The 15949-nt window shown below is 39.6% G+C and carries 16 protein-coding genes, 1 rRNA gene and 1 pseudogene; 17 read left to right on the plus strand and 1 reads right to left on the minus strand.

Features of this window, described 5'->3' with window-relative positions:
- From rrf to rsmI, 11 genes are all read left to right on the plus strand, one after another.
- Positions 1-85: ribosomal RNA gene (gene rrf, locus M5A78_RS21555) — 5S ribosomal RNA — on the plus strand; the annotation flags it as partial.
- Between the two features lie 228 nt (positions 86-313).
- Entirely contained in the window at positions 314-517 is a 204-nt protein-coding gene (locus M5A78_RS21560; protein ID WP_396954604.1) for a sigma factor G inhibitor Gin, read from the plus strand.
- Positions 518-602: 85 nt separating this feature from the next.
- Positions 603-2042, plus strand: a complete 1440-nt coding sequence (locus tag M5A78_RS21565) for an aminotransferase class I/II-fold pyridoxal phosphate-dependent enzyme (RefSeq protein WP_248737343.1) — start codon at positions 603-605, stop codon at positions 2040-2042.
- 27 nt (positions 2043-2069) lie between these two features.
- Positions 2070-2705 carry a dTMP kinase gene (gene tmk / locus M5A78_RS21570; RefSeq protein ID WP_248737344.1) on the plus strand — a complete coding sequence of 212 codons (636 nt, stop codon included), beginning with the start codon at positions 2070-2072 and terminating at the stop codon, positions 2703-2705.
- A 326-nt stretch (positions 2706-3031) separates the two neighbouring features.
- A complete protein-coding gene (locus tag M5A78_RS21575) occupies positions 3032-3361 on the plus strand; it encodes a cyclic-di-AMP receptor (protein WP_248737345.1) in 330 nt (109 codons plus the stop codon).
- Between the two features lie 42 nt (positions 3362-3403).
- The gene (gene holB / locus M5A78_RS21580; RefSeq protein WP_248737346.1) at positions 3404-4411 is read left to right on the plus strand and encodes a DNA polymerase III subunit delta'; all 1008 of its coding nucleotides are present in this window, start codon (positions 3404-3406) and stop codon (positions 4409-4411) included.
- Positions 4404-5231: a PSP1 domain-containing protein gene (locus M5A78_RS21585; RefSeq protein ID WP_248737347.1), complete on the plus strand. Its 828-nt coding sequence runs from the start codon at positions 4404-4406 to the stop codon at positions 5229-5231. The genes holB and M5A78_RS21585 overlap by 8 nt, the downstream gene beginning before the upstream one ends.
- A 13-nt stretch (positions 5232-5244) precedes the next feature.
- Positions 5245-5616, plus strand: a complete 372-nt coding sequence (gene yabA / locus M5A78_RS21590) for a DNA replication initiation control protein YabA (protein WP_248737348.1) — start codon at positions 5245-5247, stop codon at positions 5614-5616.
- 248 nt (positions 5617-5864) lie between these two features.
- Positions 5865-6605: a tRNA1(Val) (adenine(37)-N6)-methyltransferase gene (locus M5A78_RS21595; protein WP_248737349.1), complete on the plus strand. Its 741-nt coding sequence runs from the start codon at positions 5865-5867 to the stop codon at positions 6603-6605.
- Entirely contained in the window at positions 6595-6882 is a 288-nt protein-coding gene (locus M5A78_RS21600) for a GIY-YIG nuclease family protein (RefSeq protein WP_248737350.1), read from the plus strand. Before M5A78_RS21595 ends, M5A78_RS21600 begins: the two co-directional genes overlap by 11 nt.
- A complete protein-coding gene (gene rsmI, locus M5A78_RS21605) occupies positions 6860-7738 on the plus strand; it encodes a 16S rRNA (cytidine(1402)-2'-O)-methyltransferase (RefSeq protein ID WP_248737351.1) in 879 nt (292 codons plus the stop codon). Before M5A78_RS21600 ends, rsmI begins: the two co-directional genes overlap by 23 nt.
- Before the next feature lie 96 nt (positions 7739-7834).
- Here rsmI and M5A78_RS21610 read toward each other — a convergent pair whose 3' ends face one another.
- On the minus strand, positions 7835-8119 hold the full coding sequence (locus tag M5A78_RS21610) for an AbrB/MazE/SpoVT family DNA-binding domain-containing protein (RefSeq protein ID WP_248737352.1): 285 nt from the start codon (positions 8117-8119) through the stop codon (positions 7835-7837).
- A 481-nt stretch (positions 8120-8600) separates the two neighbouring features.
- On the opposite strand from M5A78_RS21610, the gene metG reads away from it, so the two are divergent.
- The 6 genes and pseudogenes from metG to yabG all read left to right on the plus strand — a co-directional run bounded on the left by metG (position 8601) and on the right by yabG (position 15798).
- On the plus strand, positions 8601-10571 hold the full coding sequence (gene metG, locus M5A78_RS21615) for a methionine--tRNA ligase (protein WP_248737353.1): 1971 nt from the start codon (positions 8601-8603) through the stop codon (positions 10569-10571).
- Between the two features lie 219 nt (positions 10572-10790).
- Complete coding sequence (locus M5A78_RS21620; protein WP_248737354.1) at positions 10791-11561, plus strand: TatD family hydrolase; 771 nt, start codon at positions 10791-10793, stop codon at positions 11559-11561.
- Positions 11562-11794: 233 nt separating this feature from the next.
- A pseudogene (locus M5A78_RS25040) lies at positions 11795-12976 on the plus strand (ubiquitin-like domain-containing protein).
- Positions 12977-13359: 383 nt separating this feature from the next.
- Positions 13360-13920, plus strand: coding sequence for a ribonuclease M5 (rnmV, locus tag M5A78_RS21635; RefSeq protein ID WP_248737356.1), 561 nt, complete (start codon positions 13360-13362; stop codon positions 13918-13920).
- Positions 13913-14791, plus strand: a complete 879-nt coding sequence (rsmA, locus tag M5A78_RS21640) for a 16S rRNA (adenine(1518)-N(6)/adenine(1519)-N(6))-dimethyltransferase RsmA (RefSeq protein WP_248737357.1) — start codon at positions 13913-13915, stop codon at positions 14789-14791. The genes rnmV and rsmA overlap by 8 nt, the downstream gene beginning before the upstream one ends.
- Before the next feature lie 113 nt (positions 14792-14904).
- A complete protein-coding gene (gene yabG / locus M5A78_RS21645; RefSeq protein ID WP_406603736.1) occupies positions 14905-15798 on the plus strand; it encodes a sporulation peptidase YabG in 894 nt (297 codons plus the stop codon).
- The last annotated feature ends 151 nt before the right edge of the window (positions 15799-15949 follow it).

Consider the following 15949-nt stretch of genomic DNA (forward strand, 5'->3'; position numbering starts at 1 on the left):
TCCCATACCGAACACGGAAGTTAAGCTTCTCAGCGCCGATGGTAGTTGGGGCAGGCGCCCCTGTGAGAGTAGGACGTTGCCAGGCATGTGTAAAGGACAATCCGAGAGGATTGTCCTTTTTTTCTTTTTTGCTGTAAGAAAATATTACAAAACAAAAAAAGTACGAATTGTTTTGAAAGAATTCACTTATAGACATACAACCAATAGCTAACTGCAACATAATATATTACAGGATGGGATTGGGAAAGAGTATTCGAAAAATTGTATACAAATTGGAGTTTGAGGGCAGAATGGGTGTATGGAGGTGGAGGAATTGAGTTCATTTTTAGCCCATAATCATTATGAAGAAACGTGCGTTATTTGTGAAAATTTAAAACCGAAAGGCATACATCTATATACTTCTTTTATTTGTACAGAATGTGAAAATGATTTAATTCAAACAGATACAAACAATCCAAAATATAAATACTTCCTGAAACAGCTGAAAAAAATTACAACCCCAGAAATTTTTTCGTAACAAAGCCCATAATGGGCTTTATTTTTTTGCTATGATAGGGGATTTCATTTAAAATTAATAAGACTCTTAGAAGGAAGTATCGAAAATGAATACTCAATTGGAAACACCCTTATATCAAGCTTTAATGGAACATGTAAACAAGAATCCAATTTCCTTTCATGTTCCTGGACATAAAAATGGCTCAATAAATCAGCCTCAAGCAAATACTTATTTCAAGCAAATTTTACAAATTGATGCAACGGAGCTAACAGGTTTAGATGATTTGCATTCACCCAACGGGGCAATATTGAAAGCTGAAAGGCTTTTAGAACAATTATTTCAATCTAATAATAGTTTTTTTCTTGTCAATGGTTCAACTATAGGAAACCTGGCCATGATCATGGCGACCTGTGAGGAAAATAATATTGTCCTTGTTCAAAGGAATTGTCATAAATCAGTCTTAAATGCCCTTAGATTAGCTAAAGCAAAACCTGTTTTTATAGAGCCGGGATATAATCAGGATTGGAAAGTAGCCGGAGGCATCAACATTGAAACAGTCAAGGAAGCGCTTTTCCTTTATCCGGATGCAAAAGCTATTATTTTGACCTATCCTAACTACTATGGAATGGTTTATGATTTAAAAGGTATCATTAAGGAGGCTCATCTTCGTCATATCCCAGTACTAATTGATGAGGCACATGGACCGCATTTTATTGTCGGTGATCCTTTTCCAGCTTCAGCCACCCAAATGGGCGCAGATATCGTTGTTCAGTCCGCCCATAAGACACTCCCGGCGATGACAATGGGCTCTTTTTTACATGTTAACAGCGAGTTAATTAATGTAAATAGGGTAAAGGAATTTCTAGGAATGCTTCAATCCAGCAGCCCTTCTTATCCCATTATGGCGTCATTGGACATAGCAAGGAATTACTTAGCTACATATGACAGTGGGGATTTATCCTTTTTTTTGACTAAAACCAGGCGCTTTAGGGAGGAATTAAGTAAAATTCCAACTATTAAAGTGTTAGATTTTCCAAATAATCAAGGAGATCCTTTGAAAATTACTATTCAATCTAGATGTGGATTAAGTGGCTTTGATCTGCAAAATAGATTGGAAGAGGTATCCATCTATCCAGAATTGGCAGATCCATATAATGTGCTTTTGATTCTTCCCTTATTAAAAGAGGGGCAGAGTTACCCCTTTGAAGAAGCTGCTGCCAAAATAAACAAGGCTCTTCTAGGTTTCCCTATTCAGGAATTGAAGGAAGAATTTCATATTGACAATCAAAAAATATCTGAGTTAGCTATTCCCTTTAAAGAAATGGATAGGTTTACCGAGAAATCAGTCCTAATTGCAGGTGCATTAGACCAGGTTTGTGCGGAAACGATTATCCCCTACCCACCAGGAATTCCACTGCTTTTAAGGGGTGAAACCATAACATTAGACAAGCTCCATCTGCTAAATCAATTCATTGAATCCGGAGCAAGGTTTCAAGGGGGCTCCTCGTTAAAAAATGGCTTACTAAAGGTTTTTAGTACATCTTAAGTAGAAACAGTTGGAGGTTTTATTTCGATGAAGAACGGAACATTTATCACTTTTGAAGGGCCGGATGGTGCGGGAAAGACGACCATAATCAACATGGTGGCTGATCGGCTTACTAACGTCCTAGTCACTAGGGAGCCAGGCGGCATTGATATCGCCGAGCAAATAAGAAGAGTAATATTGGCTAAAGAGAACACGGCAATGGATCCACGAACGGAAGCATTACTCTATGCTGCAGCACGAAGACAGCATTTGATGGAAAAAGTGAAGCCTGCGTTAGCAGCGGGAAAAGTCGTTCTCTGCGACCGATTTGTTGACAGCTCGCTTGCCTATCAGGGCTATGCACGAGGATTGGGAATAGATGAGGTATGGAAGATTAATCAATTTGCTATTGAAAAAATGATGCCCGAGTTAACCATCTATTTTGATATTGAACCAGAGTTAGGATTAAAGCGGATTAACAAAAATAAAGGAAGAGAGATTAACCGGCTGGATTTAGAAAATCTTGAATTCCATCACAAGGTTAGACAAGGGTATCAGCAATTGATGGAACGTTTTCCAACTAGAATCGTTGCTATCGATGCTTCAGGTTCGGTGGCTGAGGTATTTAAGCAAACCATCGAGCTTGTCGAAGCCAATTTAGCGGATAAAAAGCCTTCACTGTAAGGCTTTTTTTTTGAAAGATATGAAAGTATAAAATTTTGACTTCGAGAACTGTCCAGCCCCAGCTCCCAGCGGCTAATGTACTGGCGCTTCTCCCTACGATAAGTGAACTTCGGTTCACCTAACGCTCACCGTGTTTCCAATACTAACTCGAAACGCACCAGACCATACGCCGCGCAAAGGAAGCTTCCGCTTTTCTTAATAGTAAGAAACGTATTATATGAAATTAATAAGTCTTTCAGTCCTATTACAAATGTAAGAAGGGCGATAACCTGTTATAATATAGGAAGAGGTAACTAGAGTCGGAAAATTGGAGAGTGGGTGGTTTGATGAAACTCATCATAGCAGTTGTTCAAGATCAGGATAGTAATCGTTTATCAAAGGCGTTAGTAGAGAATAATTTTAGGGCGACAAAATTAGCGAGTACAGGTGGGTTTTTGAAATCGGGGAACACCACCTTTATGATTGGAACTGAGGATATTCGCGTTGATCGAGCTCTTCAAATTATTAAGGATAACTGCAGGTCTAGGGATCAGCTGGTTTCACCGGTTTCTCCAATGGGGGGGAATGCAGACGCCTATGTACCATATCCTGTTGAAGTTGAGGTTGGCGGGGCAACAGTTTTCGTCCTTCCTATCGAGCAATACTTGCAATTTTAATGTACCTGTCGGTTTATTTTATAAAGTAAGCGAGTGATTAGCTTGGTAAAAACATGGGATCAACTAGAAGAATTGCAGCCAGCCATACTCCGAATGATAAAAAACAGCATAGTGAAAAATCGAGTAGCCCATGCATACCTTTTTGAAGGCATGAGAGGGACAGGGAAAAGGGAGATAGGATTATTACTCACGAAGGCTCTTTTTTGTGAATCGATTATTGATGGCTTTAAACCTTGTGAGGATTGTCATAATTGCCGCCGCGTTAATAGCGGAAATCATCCTGATGTTCATATTGTTGAACCGGATGGGTTATCAATCAAAGTAGACCAAATAAGAAACCTACAAGCTGAGTTTTCGAAAAAGGGAGTAGAATCGTTAAAAAAAGTTTACCTGATATCCGGTGCAGATAAAATGAGTGTGAGTGCCTCCAATAGTTTGCTTAAGTTTCTTGAGGAACCGAGTGCAGAAACGGTGGCTTTTTTATTAACCGAACAGCCGCAGCAAATGTTGCCTACTATTTTATCGAGGTGCCAAATTTTAGCATTTCATCCATTATCGCCTCAAGCTATGATTAAACAGCTAGTGGAAAACGGCGTTGAATCAGTAAAGGCTCCATTACTTGCTCAGCTAACTAATAATCTCGATGAGGCACTGAAATTAAATGTCGATGAATGGTTTGCACAAGCTCAAAAAATAGTGTTAAAATTATATGAGGTGTTGGAGAAAAATTCTTTGGAGGCACTGGTAACACTTCAAAGTGAATGGTTTCAACATTTTAAAGAGAAAGAACAGATTCATCGTGGTTTAGATCTTTTACTTCTTATTTTTAAGGATTTATTATATATACATTTAGATAAGCAGGAGCAAATTGTTTTTAAAGGAGAAAATGAACGGTTAAAACAATTCGCATTAAAAACTTCTGTACGGCGCTTATCGATTCAAATGTCAGCTATTCTTGGAGCAAAACGGAAGCTCGAGAAGAATATGAATCCTCAGCTGATGATGGAACAACTTGTGTTAAAATTGCAGGAGGGATCTTCATTTGTATGATGTTGTAGGAGTACGCTTTAAAAAAGCGGGAAAAATCTATTATTTTGACCCTGGAGACCTCTCATTTGAAAAGGATGACTTCGTGATTGTTGAAACAGTCCGCGGAGTGGAATATGGTAGGGCGGTAATTGCCCGTAAACAGGTTGAGGAGCATGATGTTGTCCTTCCATTAAAAAAAGTGGTCAGACTTGCGGACCAAAAGGACCGTATGATTGTTGAGGAAAATAAGCAAGCTGCGCAGGAAGCATATGAGGTTTGTAATGAAAAAGTGACTGAGCATCAATTGGATATGAAGCTGGTTGATGTTGAATATACATTTGATCGAAACAAGATCATTTTCTACTTTACCGCAGATGGAAGAGTTGATTTCCGTGAGCTTGTGAAAGATTTAGCAGCAATTTTTCGGACACGGATTGAATTACGCCAGATAGGTGTCCGCGATGAAGCCAAGATGCTTGGCGGTATCGGCCCATGTGGCCGAATGCTGTGCTGTTCTACTTTTTTAGGGGATTTTGACCCTGTTTCCATTAAGATGGCGAAGGATCAAAATTTATCTTTAAATCCTACCAAAATATCTGGTTTATGTGGCAGACTGATGTGTTGTTTAAAATATGAAAATGATGAATATGAATCTGCGAAAGAGGCTCTGCCGGATATAGGGGAAATCATTGAAACACCGCAGGGTGCTGGGAAAGTAGTAGGATTAAATATATTAGAACGGGTACTTCAAGTGGAACTAAAGGAACAAGAACGGGTTCTGGAGTATACATTAGATGAAATCATTAAAGTAGGTGCCTTTTCTATACAATCCACAGATTAATGAGGTGGAAGACGTGGATAAAAAAGAAATATTTGAGTCGGTAAGTAATATGGAAACACAAATTGGCAGTCTATACCAGCAGCTTGGAGAATTAAAGCAGCATTTAGCCGAAATATTAGAAGAAAATCATTATTTAAAACTTGAGAATGAGCATCTAAGGCGCCGTTTAGATGTAACCACAGGAGAAGGAAAGAAAGAAACAGCTAATAAAAAGGGTACAACCCTTGCTGAGTCTCCTGGAATAAAGCCGTTTGATGTAGGGGAAGGATATGATAACCTCGCCCGTCTTTATCAAGAAGGGTTTCATATTTGCAATCTTCATTTCGGGAGCTTGCGGAAGGAAGGCGACTGTTTATTTTGTCTTTCTTTTCTTAATAAGAAATAACCTAGAGGAGGCTGAGAAAATCAGCCTCTCTTTTCTTACAAACCGCAAACAGCGTTTCCAGCCGTTACTAACTTTGGAAATGCATTAATTTAAAGCATTAACCTAACATAATTAGGTGGTGTGAGCAGAGCTTTAGTTTAATCTAATTCGGAGTGAAACTTGTTTATTTTTCACTTAGATCGGATAAATTGAATCGTTTTTCGACGCTCCGCCCCTTTTCCATACATAAGAAGATAGGATGAATTTATGTGGTCAATTTGAAGGAAGATGAACGGTTGGATTATTTACTTGCTGAAAATTTAAGGATTATTCAGAGTCCTTCTGTTTTTGCCTTTTCTCTTGATGCTGTTCTCTTGGCAAGGTTTGTTTATGTTCCCATTCAGAAAGGGAACTTACTGGACCTTTGCAGCGGGAATGGCGTGATTCCTTTATTTTTAAGCGCAAGGACAAAAGGACACATTACTGGTGTCGAAATACAGGAGCGCCTTTATGATATGGCGGTTAGAAGCATCCAGTATAATGGTCTGCAAAATCGCCTCCAGATGATTCATGGTGATATTAAGGACACGGCTCAGCGGTTAGGCTATGGAAAGTTCGATGTCGTAACCTGCAATCCGCCCTATTTTACGACACCGTCAACGGGAGAAGTCAACCCAAATGAACATCTGGCGATTGCTCGCCATGAAATTCTTTGTACCTTGGAAGACGCTATCAAAGCTTCAAGTGACCTTGTCAGACAAGGCGGGAAGGTGGCATTTGTCCACCGCCCGGGCAGGTTTTTGGATATCATCACCTTGATGCGCCAATATAGACTTGAGCCAAAGCGGGTACAATTTGTTTACCCGAAAAAAGGCAAGGAAGCAAATACGCTATTAATTGAAGCGATAAAGGATGGCAGCCCGGATCTTAAGATTCTTCCGCCAATCATTGTGTATAATGATAACGATGAATATACAAAAGAAATAAGAGCGATTTTATATGGAGAATAGCGATCACTACTTTTATGTATTAACCTGTGCAGATGACAGTCTTTATGGCGGCTATACCAATAATCTGGAACGTCGAATTAGGATGCATAATGAGGGGAAAGGGGCAAAATACACAAGAGGGCGGGGACCGGTCAAGCTGACCTACTATAAAGGCTATGAAAATAAAAGTGACGCCTTAAGGGCGGAATACCATTTTAAGAGTTTACCACGGAAGAAAAAGCTTGAGTTTTTATTAAGTGAAACGGGTGATGAAGATGTGGCAGCAGAAAAGCTTTGAGAACGAAGACCATAAAGGAATTCTTTACCTCGTTCCCACGCCGATTGGAAATCTGGAGGATATAAGCTTTCGGGCAATTAGAATCTTAAAAGAGGCGGACCTGATTGCCGCAGAAGATACACGGAATACGAAAAAGCTATGTAATTACTTTGAAATTGAAACCCCTATCGTCAGCTATCATGAGCACAATAAGGAATCAAGCGGGGAGAAACTTATTCATAAGGTGAAGGATGGCTTTAAGGTTGCCCTTGTTAGCGATGCAGGCATGCCAGCCATCTCTGATCCGGGCTATGAGCTTGTGGTTGCTGCAATTGAAGAAAAAGTACCCGTTGTACCACTGCCTGGGGCAAATGCGGCCCTTACCTCATTAATTGCCTCAGGCTTGGCCTGTCAGCCCTTTTATTTTTATGGGTTTTTAAATCGCAGCAAAAAGGATAAACGGGCGGAGTTAGAGGCTTTAAAGTGGAAAACGGCGACCATCATCTTTTATGAGTCTCCACATCGCCTTAAGGAAACATTGGCAGTCATGCAAGATGTTCTCGGAAATAGAAAGATTGCTTTATGCAGAGAGTTAACGAAAAAATATGAGGAATTTATTAGAGGAACCATTGAAGAAGTAATGGTCTGGGCTCATCAGGATGAAATTCGCGGTGAGTTTTGTATCATTATCGAAGGAACGAATGAGAAGCAGGAGGAAGAGCCTAGCTGGTGGAATCATTTATCACTTGAGGAGCATGTAAATCACTATATCTCTGATCAAAAGATTACTTCTAAAGAAGCCATTAAACTAACAGCAAAAGACAGAGGCCTCAATAAAAGAGAGGTATACCAGGCCTATCATGTCGAAAATGAATAGTAAGAAATAATCCAGCACTTAAAAGTGCTGGATTATTTCTTACTATCAGACTTAAAATCATTGAACTTTGAAAAAGTACGAGTGCGCTTTTTTTTATTATTTAGCTAATTCAATGTTGCTTTGGATCTCTTTTATTAACAGTTCTGCACCTTCACGGCTTAAAATTAATTTGCCGCCAGCAAGAGCCATGTTATCATCAGATACTTCACCTGTAACTTGGCAAGTCATATTTGGCTTGTATTTTTTTAAGATAATGCGTTCATCATCCACGTAAATTTCAAGTGCATCCTTTTCAGCAATTCCTAGTGTACGTCTTAATTCAATCGGAATAACCACACGACCTAATTCATCAACTTTACGAACAATACCTGTAGATTTCATTCTATTCCTATCTCCTCTCACAAATGCAAAGATTATTTATCTATTTTTTATTCGTCATTATTCGACAAATTTTTCATAGCTTTATAATACAAGAAATTCCCATATCCGTCAATTATTTTATATTAAAAAATACAAAAAATTTTTTGCCAGCAACCAACTACTGATTTAACAAAGATTACCAAAAAATCCCTACAATTAAAACGAATTATTAGTAGTATCTGGATGGCGAAAATTTACTTTTTTAAAAAGAATATTCGACAAAATTCTACAATTATAAAATCTTCACGTCCATAGGTTTCGGAAGCTACTATTTTTTTATGGGTGTATTAGGAAATAATTTTTAAAAACTGGAATTCGATGAGTAATGGTTTCTTGCACAAAAGTTCATTTTTCGGTATATTTTGATGATAGAAGCGGGAAAAAGAGGCAATAATGGTTAAATGGGGATTTGTAAATTGCCTATTATTAAGGAGGGATACAAATGGAGGAAAAATTAAAGACTTTTTATCTTACCACACCAATATACTATCCAAGCGGTAATTTACATATTGGACATGCATATACGACAGTAGCCGGTGATGCAATGGCGCGTTATAAGCGGATGCGCGGCTATGATGTAATGTATTTAACGGGTACGGATGAGCATGGGCAAAAAATTCAGCGTAAAGCGGAGGAAGCGGGGATTACACCGCAGCAATACGTTGATGAAATTGTTGATGGAATCAAAGAACTCTGGAAAAAGCTTGATATTTCCTATGATGATTTTATCCGGACAACCGAGGAAAGGCACAAACAGACAGTCGAAAAGATTTTTGCTAGACTACTTGACCAAGGGGATATTTATCTTGATCAATATGAGGGCTGGTATTGTACACCATGTGAAGCTTTTTACACTGATAGGCAGCTTTTGGATGGTAACTGTCCAGATTGTGGCCGCCCTGTTGAAAGGGTTAAAGAAGAATCCTACTTTTTTAGAATGAGCAAATATGTCGATCGTCTCTTAAAATACTACGAGGAAAATCCTGAGTTTATCCAGCCGGAATCTCGAAAAAATGAAATGATTAATAACTTTATTAAACCAGGTCTTGAGGACTTAGCGGTTTCAAGGACAACCTTTGACTGGGGCATCAAGGTTCCGCGGGATCCGAAGCATGTCATTTATGTTTGGATTGATGCTTTGTCCAACTACATTACAGCCCTTGGTTATGGAACTGAAAATGACTCCAAGTATTTGAATTATTGGCCGGCAAATGTTCATCTTGTCGGGAAAGAAATTGTCCGTTTCCATACGATTTATTGGCCGATTATGTTAATGGCTCTTGATGTACCACTTCCAAAGAAAGTGTTTGCCCATGGTTGGCTGTTGATGAAGGACGGGAAAATGTCCAAATCAAAAGGAAATGTGGTCGACCCGGTTACACTAATAGACCGCTACGGCCTTGATGCACTAAGGTATTATTTATTGAGAGAAGTACCTTTTGGTTCCGACGGTGTGTTTACACCTGAAGGATTCGTTGAAAGAATTAACTTTGACTTGGCAAATGATCTTGGAAATCTGCTTAATCGAACAGTCGCCATGATTGAAAAGTATTTTAACGGTGTCATTCCTGATTATTCTGGTTCCGTTAGCGAATTTGACGATTCATTACTTCAGGTAAATCGTGACATGGTAACTAAATATGAGGAAGCAATGGAAAAAATGGAGTTTTCAGTTGCGTTAACTTCCATTTGGCAGTTAGTCAGCCGTACAAATAAATATATTGATGAGACACAACCATGGACGTTAGCAAAGGATGAGGGACGTAAAGAGGAGCTTGCTAGTGTAATGGTTCATTTGGCAGAATCATTACGGAGAATCGCTATTCTTCTCCAGCCGTTTTTAACTCGCACACCTAATGGAATTTTTACCCAATTGGGCATTCTGGATGAAACGCTTAAGGCATGGGACAGCCTTGAAAACTTTGGCGTCATTCCAAGCAACACAAAGGTTGCAAAGGACGCACCACTTTTCCCAAGACTTGAAATTGCTGATGAAGTAGCCTTCATTAAAACAAAGATGCAAGGCGGTGAGGCCTTGGCCACGACGCCAGCAGTAGAAGAGCAGAAAGAGGAAAAGCCTGAAGCAATCGATGAAATTAGCATTGATGAGTTCATGAAAATTGATTTACGTGTCGCCGAAGTTATTCAAGCAGAGCCGATTAAGAAAGCAGATAAGCTTCTCAAGCTTCAGCTTGATCTTGGTTATGAAAAGCGTCAAGTCGTTTCCGGGATTGCCCAGTACTATAAGCCGGAAGAATTAGTGGGCCGTAAAGTAATTTGTATTACGAACTTAAAACCAGTAAAGCTTCGCGGTGAATTGTCGCAGGGAATGATCTTGGCTGGTTCAAAAGAAGGCCAGCTCTCCCTTGCAACGGTTGATCAAACATTACCAAATGGCTCAAAGGTTAAATAAGTCTTTCTACAGCTTTCATTACAAGCTCCATCGCCCGGATCAAGGTGCTGGAGCTTTTCTTTTAAAAATTGTTTCACGTGTAACAATTTTCGCTATTTTTCTTTTATTTGCCTACTAATTGCAAGGTTTTGCTGAAAAATAGAATGATCATTTTAAGTGAAAAATTGTTAGCGGAATTTGCGCTATCATGATGAAAAAAATGAAATTAGGAGCTAAATTATGTTATTTGACACACATGTCCATTTAAATGATGAACAATATAACGAAGATTTACAAGAAGTCATTTCCAGAGCTCAAAAGGAGGGCGTCACGAATATGGTCGTTGTCGGCTTCGATCATCCGACGATTCAACGGGCAATGGAACTAGCCGAAAGCTATGACTTTATTTATGCCTGTGTGGGCTGGCATCCAGTTGATGCGATTGACATGACAGATGAGGACCTGTTATGGATTGAGGAATTATCAGCCCACCCTAAGGTAGTAGCCATAGGTGAAATGGGTTTGGATTATCACTGGGATAAGTCTCCAAAGGAAATCCAAAAGAAGGTATTTCGTAAGCAAATCCAGCTGGCCAAAAAAGTGAAGCTGCCAATCGTCATACACAATCGTGAGGCGACAGCAGATATCGTGGAAATATTAAAGGAAGAAGGGGCAGAGGAAGTAGGGGGAATTATGCACTGCTTTAGCGGTAGCCCTGAAGTGGCAAAGGAATGCGTAAATATGAACTTTTATATTTCCCTTGGCGGCCCAGTAACCTTTAAAAATGCTAAAAAACCGAAAGAGGTAGCTGCTGAAATTCCATTAGATAAACTATTGATTGAAACGGATTGCCCTTATTTAGCACCGCATCCATATCGCGGAAAACGGAATGAGCCCGGTTATGTAAAGCTGGTTGCGGAAGAAATTGCTGAAATAAAAGGGTTGACATTTGAAGAGGTAGCGGAAGTAACGACACGAAATGCTAAAAAAGTATTCGCCATAAAATGCTAAAAGAAATTGTCGAAGAGGAGGGAAGCTTGTCTTAATTTTTTATGAAAACAAAAAGTTCTACATGTCTCCTTTTCAACATAGGATAACCGTGTCGAGAAGTTTTTCTTTGCAAATTTACCAGTTATGTGCATAATTAGAAATACCTTCACAGGAAATGCAAGGAATGACAGCCGGCAGCATGGTACTAATATTCTCTCCGAGAAAAGGAGGCGTTTTTCATCGTATTCAAAAACATGAAAAACCTGTTTTCTAAGTCTTTGAGTGGGAGGAATTTGATCATTGTTTTTGCTAGTTTCGTTGTTTTGCTAACAATTCTGGGAGTTCTTTTTTTTGAAGGCTCGAAGAATACGGTGGCAATTACACTTAATGACGAGCATATGGTCGTAAAAACGCATGCAGATACCATTAAAGAAATATTGGATGAACTGGATGTATCCCCCCGCTCACAAGACTACTTGTCTCCAAAGGCAAATACGAAGGTGGAGGACCACCTTAAAGTCGTTTGGAAGCAAGCAAACAAGGTTCACATTGTCAAAGACAACGAGAAGAAAACGATTTGGACTACAGCCGGTACTGTGGCTGAGCTCCTGACAGAGCAGAAAATTGTCTTGAAGGAACAGGATCAGATTTCAGCTAGACCGCAAACGGCAATTAAAAACAAGATGAATATAGATATAAAAATTGCCTTTCCTCTTACGTTTGTGGACGGCGGTAAAGAGCAGCAAGTTTGGGCTACTTCGGCTACGGTCGCTGACTTTTTAACACAACAGGGCACAAAGTTAAATGAACTAGACCGAGTTGAACCGTAATTAACAGAAACAATAGCGGAGAATGGTGTTATTAACATCATTCGAGTAGAAAAAGTCACCGATGTAGTGGAAGAACCTGTTCAATTTGCCGTGGTAACAAAAAAGGATAAAAGCTTAGAAAGAGGCAAGGAAAAAATCATTACCATGGGTAAACATGGGCGCGTATCTAAACAGTACGAGGTCCTGCTTGAAAATGGTAAAGAAGTATCAAGAAAATTAATTAGTGAGCAGAATATTACCGAGAAACAGGATAAGGTTGTGGCTGTCGGAACGAAGGATTTGACCGTGCAGGTATCTCGTGGTGCTGCGGAAACGGGAACAGAATTTTACGTGACTGCAACCGCCTATACTGCATACTGCAATGGTTGTTCAGGAAGAACGGCAACCGGACTTAACCTCAAGTCTAACCCGAACATGAAAGTAATTGCTGTTGACCCAAGAGTCATTCCGCTTGGTACAAAGGTGTATGTGGATGGCTATGGCTATGCTATAGCAGCTGACACTGGCGGAGCGATCAAAGGGTATATCATTGATTTATTCATGCCGTCCAAAACGGATGCTTATCGCTGGGGCCGTAAAAAGGTGAAAATAAAAATTTTACAGTAAGCTAGATTACTAACCCAATTTTTATCATTGAACTTTGAGATTTGCCCAGGTCCGGCGCACAGGCGACCTCAGGCTTTTCCGACAATAAGTCAACATCTGAAAAGCTTGCGCTCCCATACTCATTCGAAGCACTCCAGTCCATACGCCGCGTAAAGGAAGCTTGCTTTTTTCTTAATGCAGAGGATTATCCTCTGCATTTTGCTTTTTCCGTAGATTTCTATATACTAACAACGGGTACATACTTCAATTTTGCTGAATTTATTTTTACTTAATTGTATGAATGCTTACGATAATATAGACGAGGGACATTACAAAAATGTTTCAAATATTTTTCAAATAATTTTCATTATTTATTATTTTTATTACGGAGGATTCCACTTCATATGAAAATCAAGGAAATAATTGTCGTTGAGGGTAAAGATGATACAACAGCGATAAAAAGGTCTGTTGATGCTGATACTATTGAAACAAACGGGTCTGCTGTGAATGATGCAACCATTGAGAAAGTAAGAAGGGCTCAGGAAATACGTGGTGTGATCATTTTTACAGACCCTGATTTTCCTGGTGAAAAAATCAGAAAGACGATTGCTAATCGTGTTCCTGGGTGTAAGCATGCCTTTATACCAAAAGAAGAAGCGATTGCTAAAGGCGGCAGAGGTCTGGGTGTTGAACATGCCAGCCCTGAAGCGATTCGAGCCGCCCTGAAGGATGCTCAGCTGATGCATGAGTCGATAATAGAAGAAATCACGCAGGAAGATTTAATTACGGCTGGCCTGATCGGTGGCGAGGGTGCAAAAGAGCGAAGAATCATGCTTGGCAATCTGTTGAAAATTGGCTATACAAATGGTAAACAACTGCATAAGCGGCTAATGATGTTTCAAATAAGTAAACAAGAATTTGCAGAGGCACTTTCTGTTGTCATTCGGGAGGAACTAAATGAATAAAGATATCGCAACCCCTGTGAGAACAAGGGCTATTTTAGAGAAATACGGTTTTTCTTTTAAGAAAAGCCTTGGTCAAAATTTTTTAATTGATACAAATATTTTAAAAAAAATTGTCAGCTTTGCTAATTTGAATGAGAATTCCGGTGCCATTGAAATTGGACCTGGAATTGGTGCCCTCACTGAACAGCTTGCCCGTATGAGTAAAAAGGTAGTTGCCTTTGAGATTGATCAAAGATTATTGCCAATTTTGAAGGATACGCTTTCACCGTATTCAAACGTAACTATTATTCATAAAGACGTGTTAGAGGCGAACGTCCAAGAAGTGATGGATGAGGAACTTAAAGGGATCGAGGATGTCATGGTAGTAGCGAATTTACCCTATTACGTGACAACCCCTATCATTATGAAACTGTTAGAGGAACGGCTACCCATTCGCGGCATCGTTTGTATGCTCCAAAAAGAGGTGGCTGACCGCATTTCAGCAAGGCCTGGTACGAAGGACTATGGCTCACTTTCCATTGCTGTTCAATATTACACAGAAGCGGAGACGGTTATGATTGTCCCGAAAACGGTGTTTGTCCCGCAGCCAAATGTCGATTCTGCTGTTATTAGATTGACAAGACGCGAGCATCCAGCTGTAACTGTAAAGGATGAGGGATTCTTCTTTCAAGTCACTAAAGCATGTTTTGCGCAAAGAAGAAAAACACTTCTTAATAATTTAACTAGCCAACTTCCTGATGGGAAACAGAAGAAGGAAGAGATTCTCACGGCCTTAAGCCAAAGTGGGATTGACCCTTCAAGAAGAGGAGAAACCCTGTCCTTAGAAGAATTTGGCCGGTTAGCCGATGAATTATATCCCCACTTCCATTAAGGCCTTTTTGTAAAGGTCTTTTTTCTTACCTTCTTTTCTCACACAGACAAAGCCTCTCGCATAGCCTATGAGAGAACCTTTAACTGAAAGGCCTTTATGCTGGTCTTACTGGAGTGACGGCAGTGGATATAAAAGTAAACGATATTGTCGGAAGAACATCATATAACTGTGATATTCTATTTCGCGTCATCGATATTCGAATAATAAACGACCAGAAATTTGCAATTCTATATGGAGAGGATTTCCGCCTTGTCGCGGATGCACCTTATTCTGATTTGGTTGTGATCGCCCAAAATGAACGAGTAAAGCTGAGGCAAGAATACAGAACACTTGAAGAACAGTCATTAAGACTTTTTACACAGGATGTTGATTTATTAAAATCCAGGCAGGAGTATGAAGCCACCGGAGGATATGTAAAACCAAGCAATTATTTCCAAATACCAGGGAAGGTCCTTCATTTAGATGGGGATCCAGCTTATTTGAAAAAATGCATGACGTTATATGAAAAAATTGGCATCCCCGTATTGGGCATCCACTGTAATGAAAAGGAAATGCCTAATAAGATAGGAGAAATGATTAATCACTATCGGCCGGATATTCTTGTTATCACCGGACATGATGCCTATTCAAAGGCGAAAGGGAAGATGACAGATATAAACGCCTATCGCCATTCGAAACATTTCGTTCAAACCGTCAGGGAGGCAAGGAGAAAAATTCCTCATTTAGATCAACTGGTTATCTTTGCAGGAGCCTGCCAATCGCACTTTGAATCCCTCATTCATGCAGGAGCAAACTTTGCCAGTTCCCCATCACGGATTAATATTCATGCCCTCGACCCAGTCTATATTGTGGCAAAAATCAGCTTTACCCCGTTTATGGAGAGAATTAACGTTTGGGATGTGTTACGGAATACCCTAACAGGAGATAAAGGGCTAGGGGGGATTGAAACAAAAGGTGTGTTACGAACTGGCATGCCTTATCGGCCAATCCAGGAACATGAAGAATAAGCCTTTAGTAAAAAAGGGCTTATTTTTTATTTTTTGGTGGGATACATATTCCCCTTCCAATATGGTAACGCTAGAAATGTTGAAATTTGGATGAAAAAGTAGAATAAAAAATATTGACAATCTTTTTGTCGGACTGATATAATTTATGTTT

The sequence above is a fragment of the Neobacillus rhizosphaerae genome (genome assembly GCF_937468385.1).
In the GTDB taxonomy this organism is placed as follows: Bacteria; Bacillota; Bacilli; order Bacillales; family Cytobacillaceae; genus Neobacillus; species Neobacillus rhizosphaerae.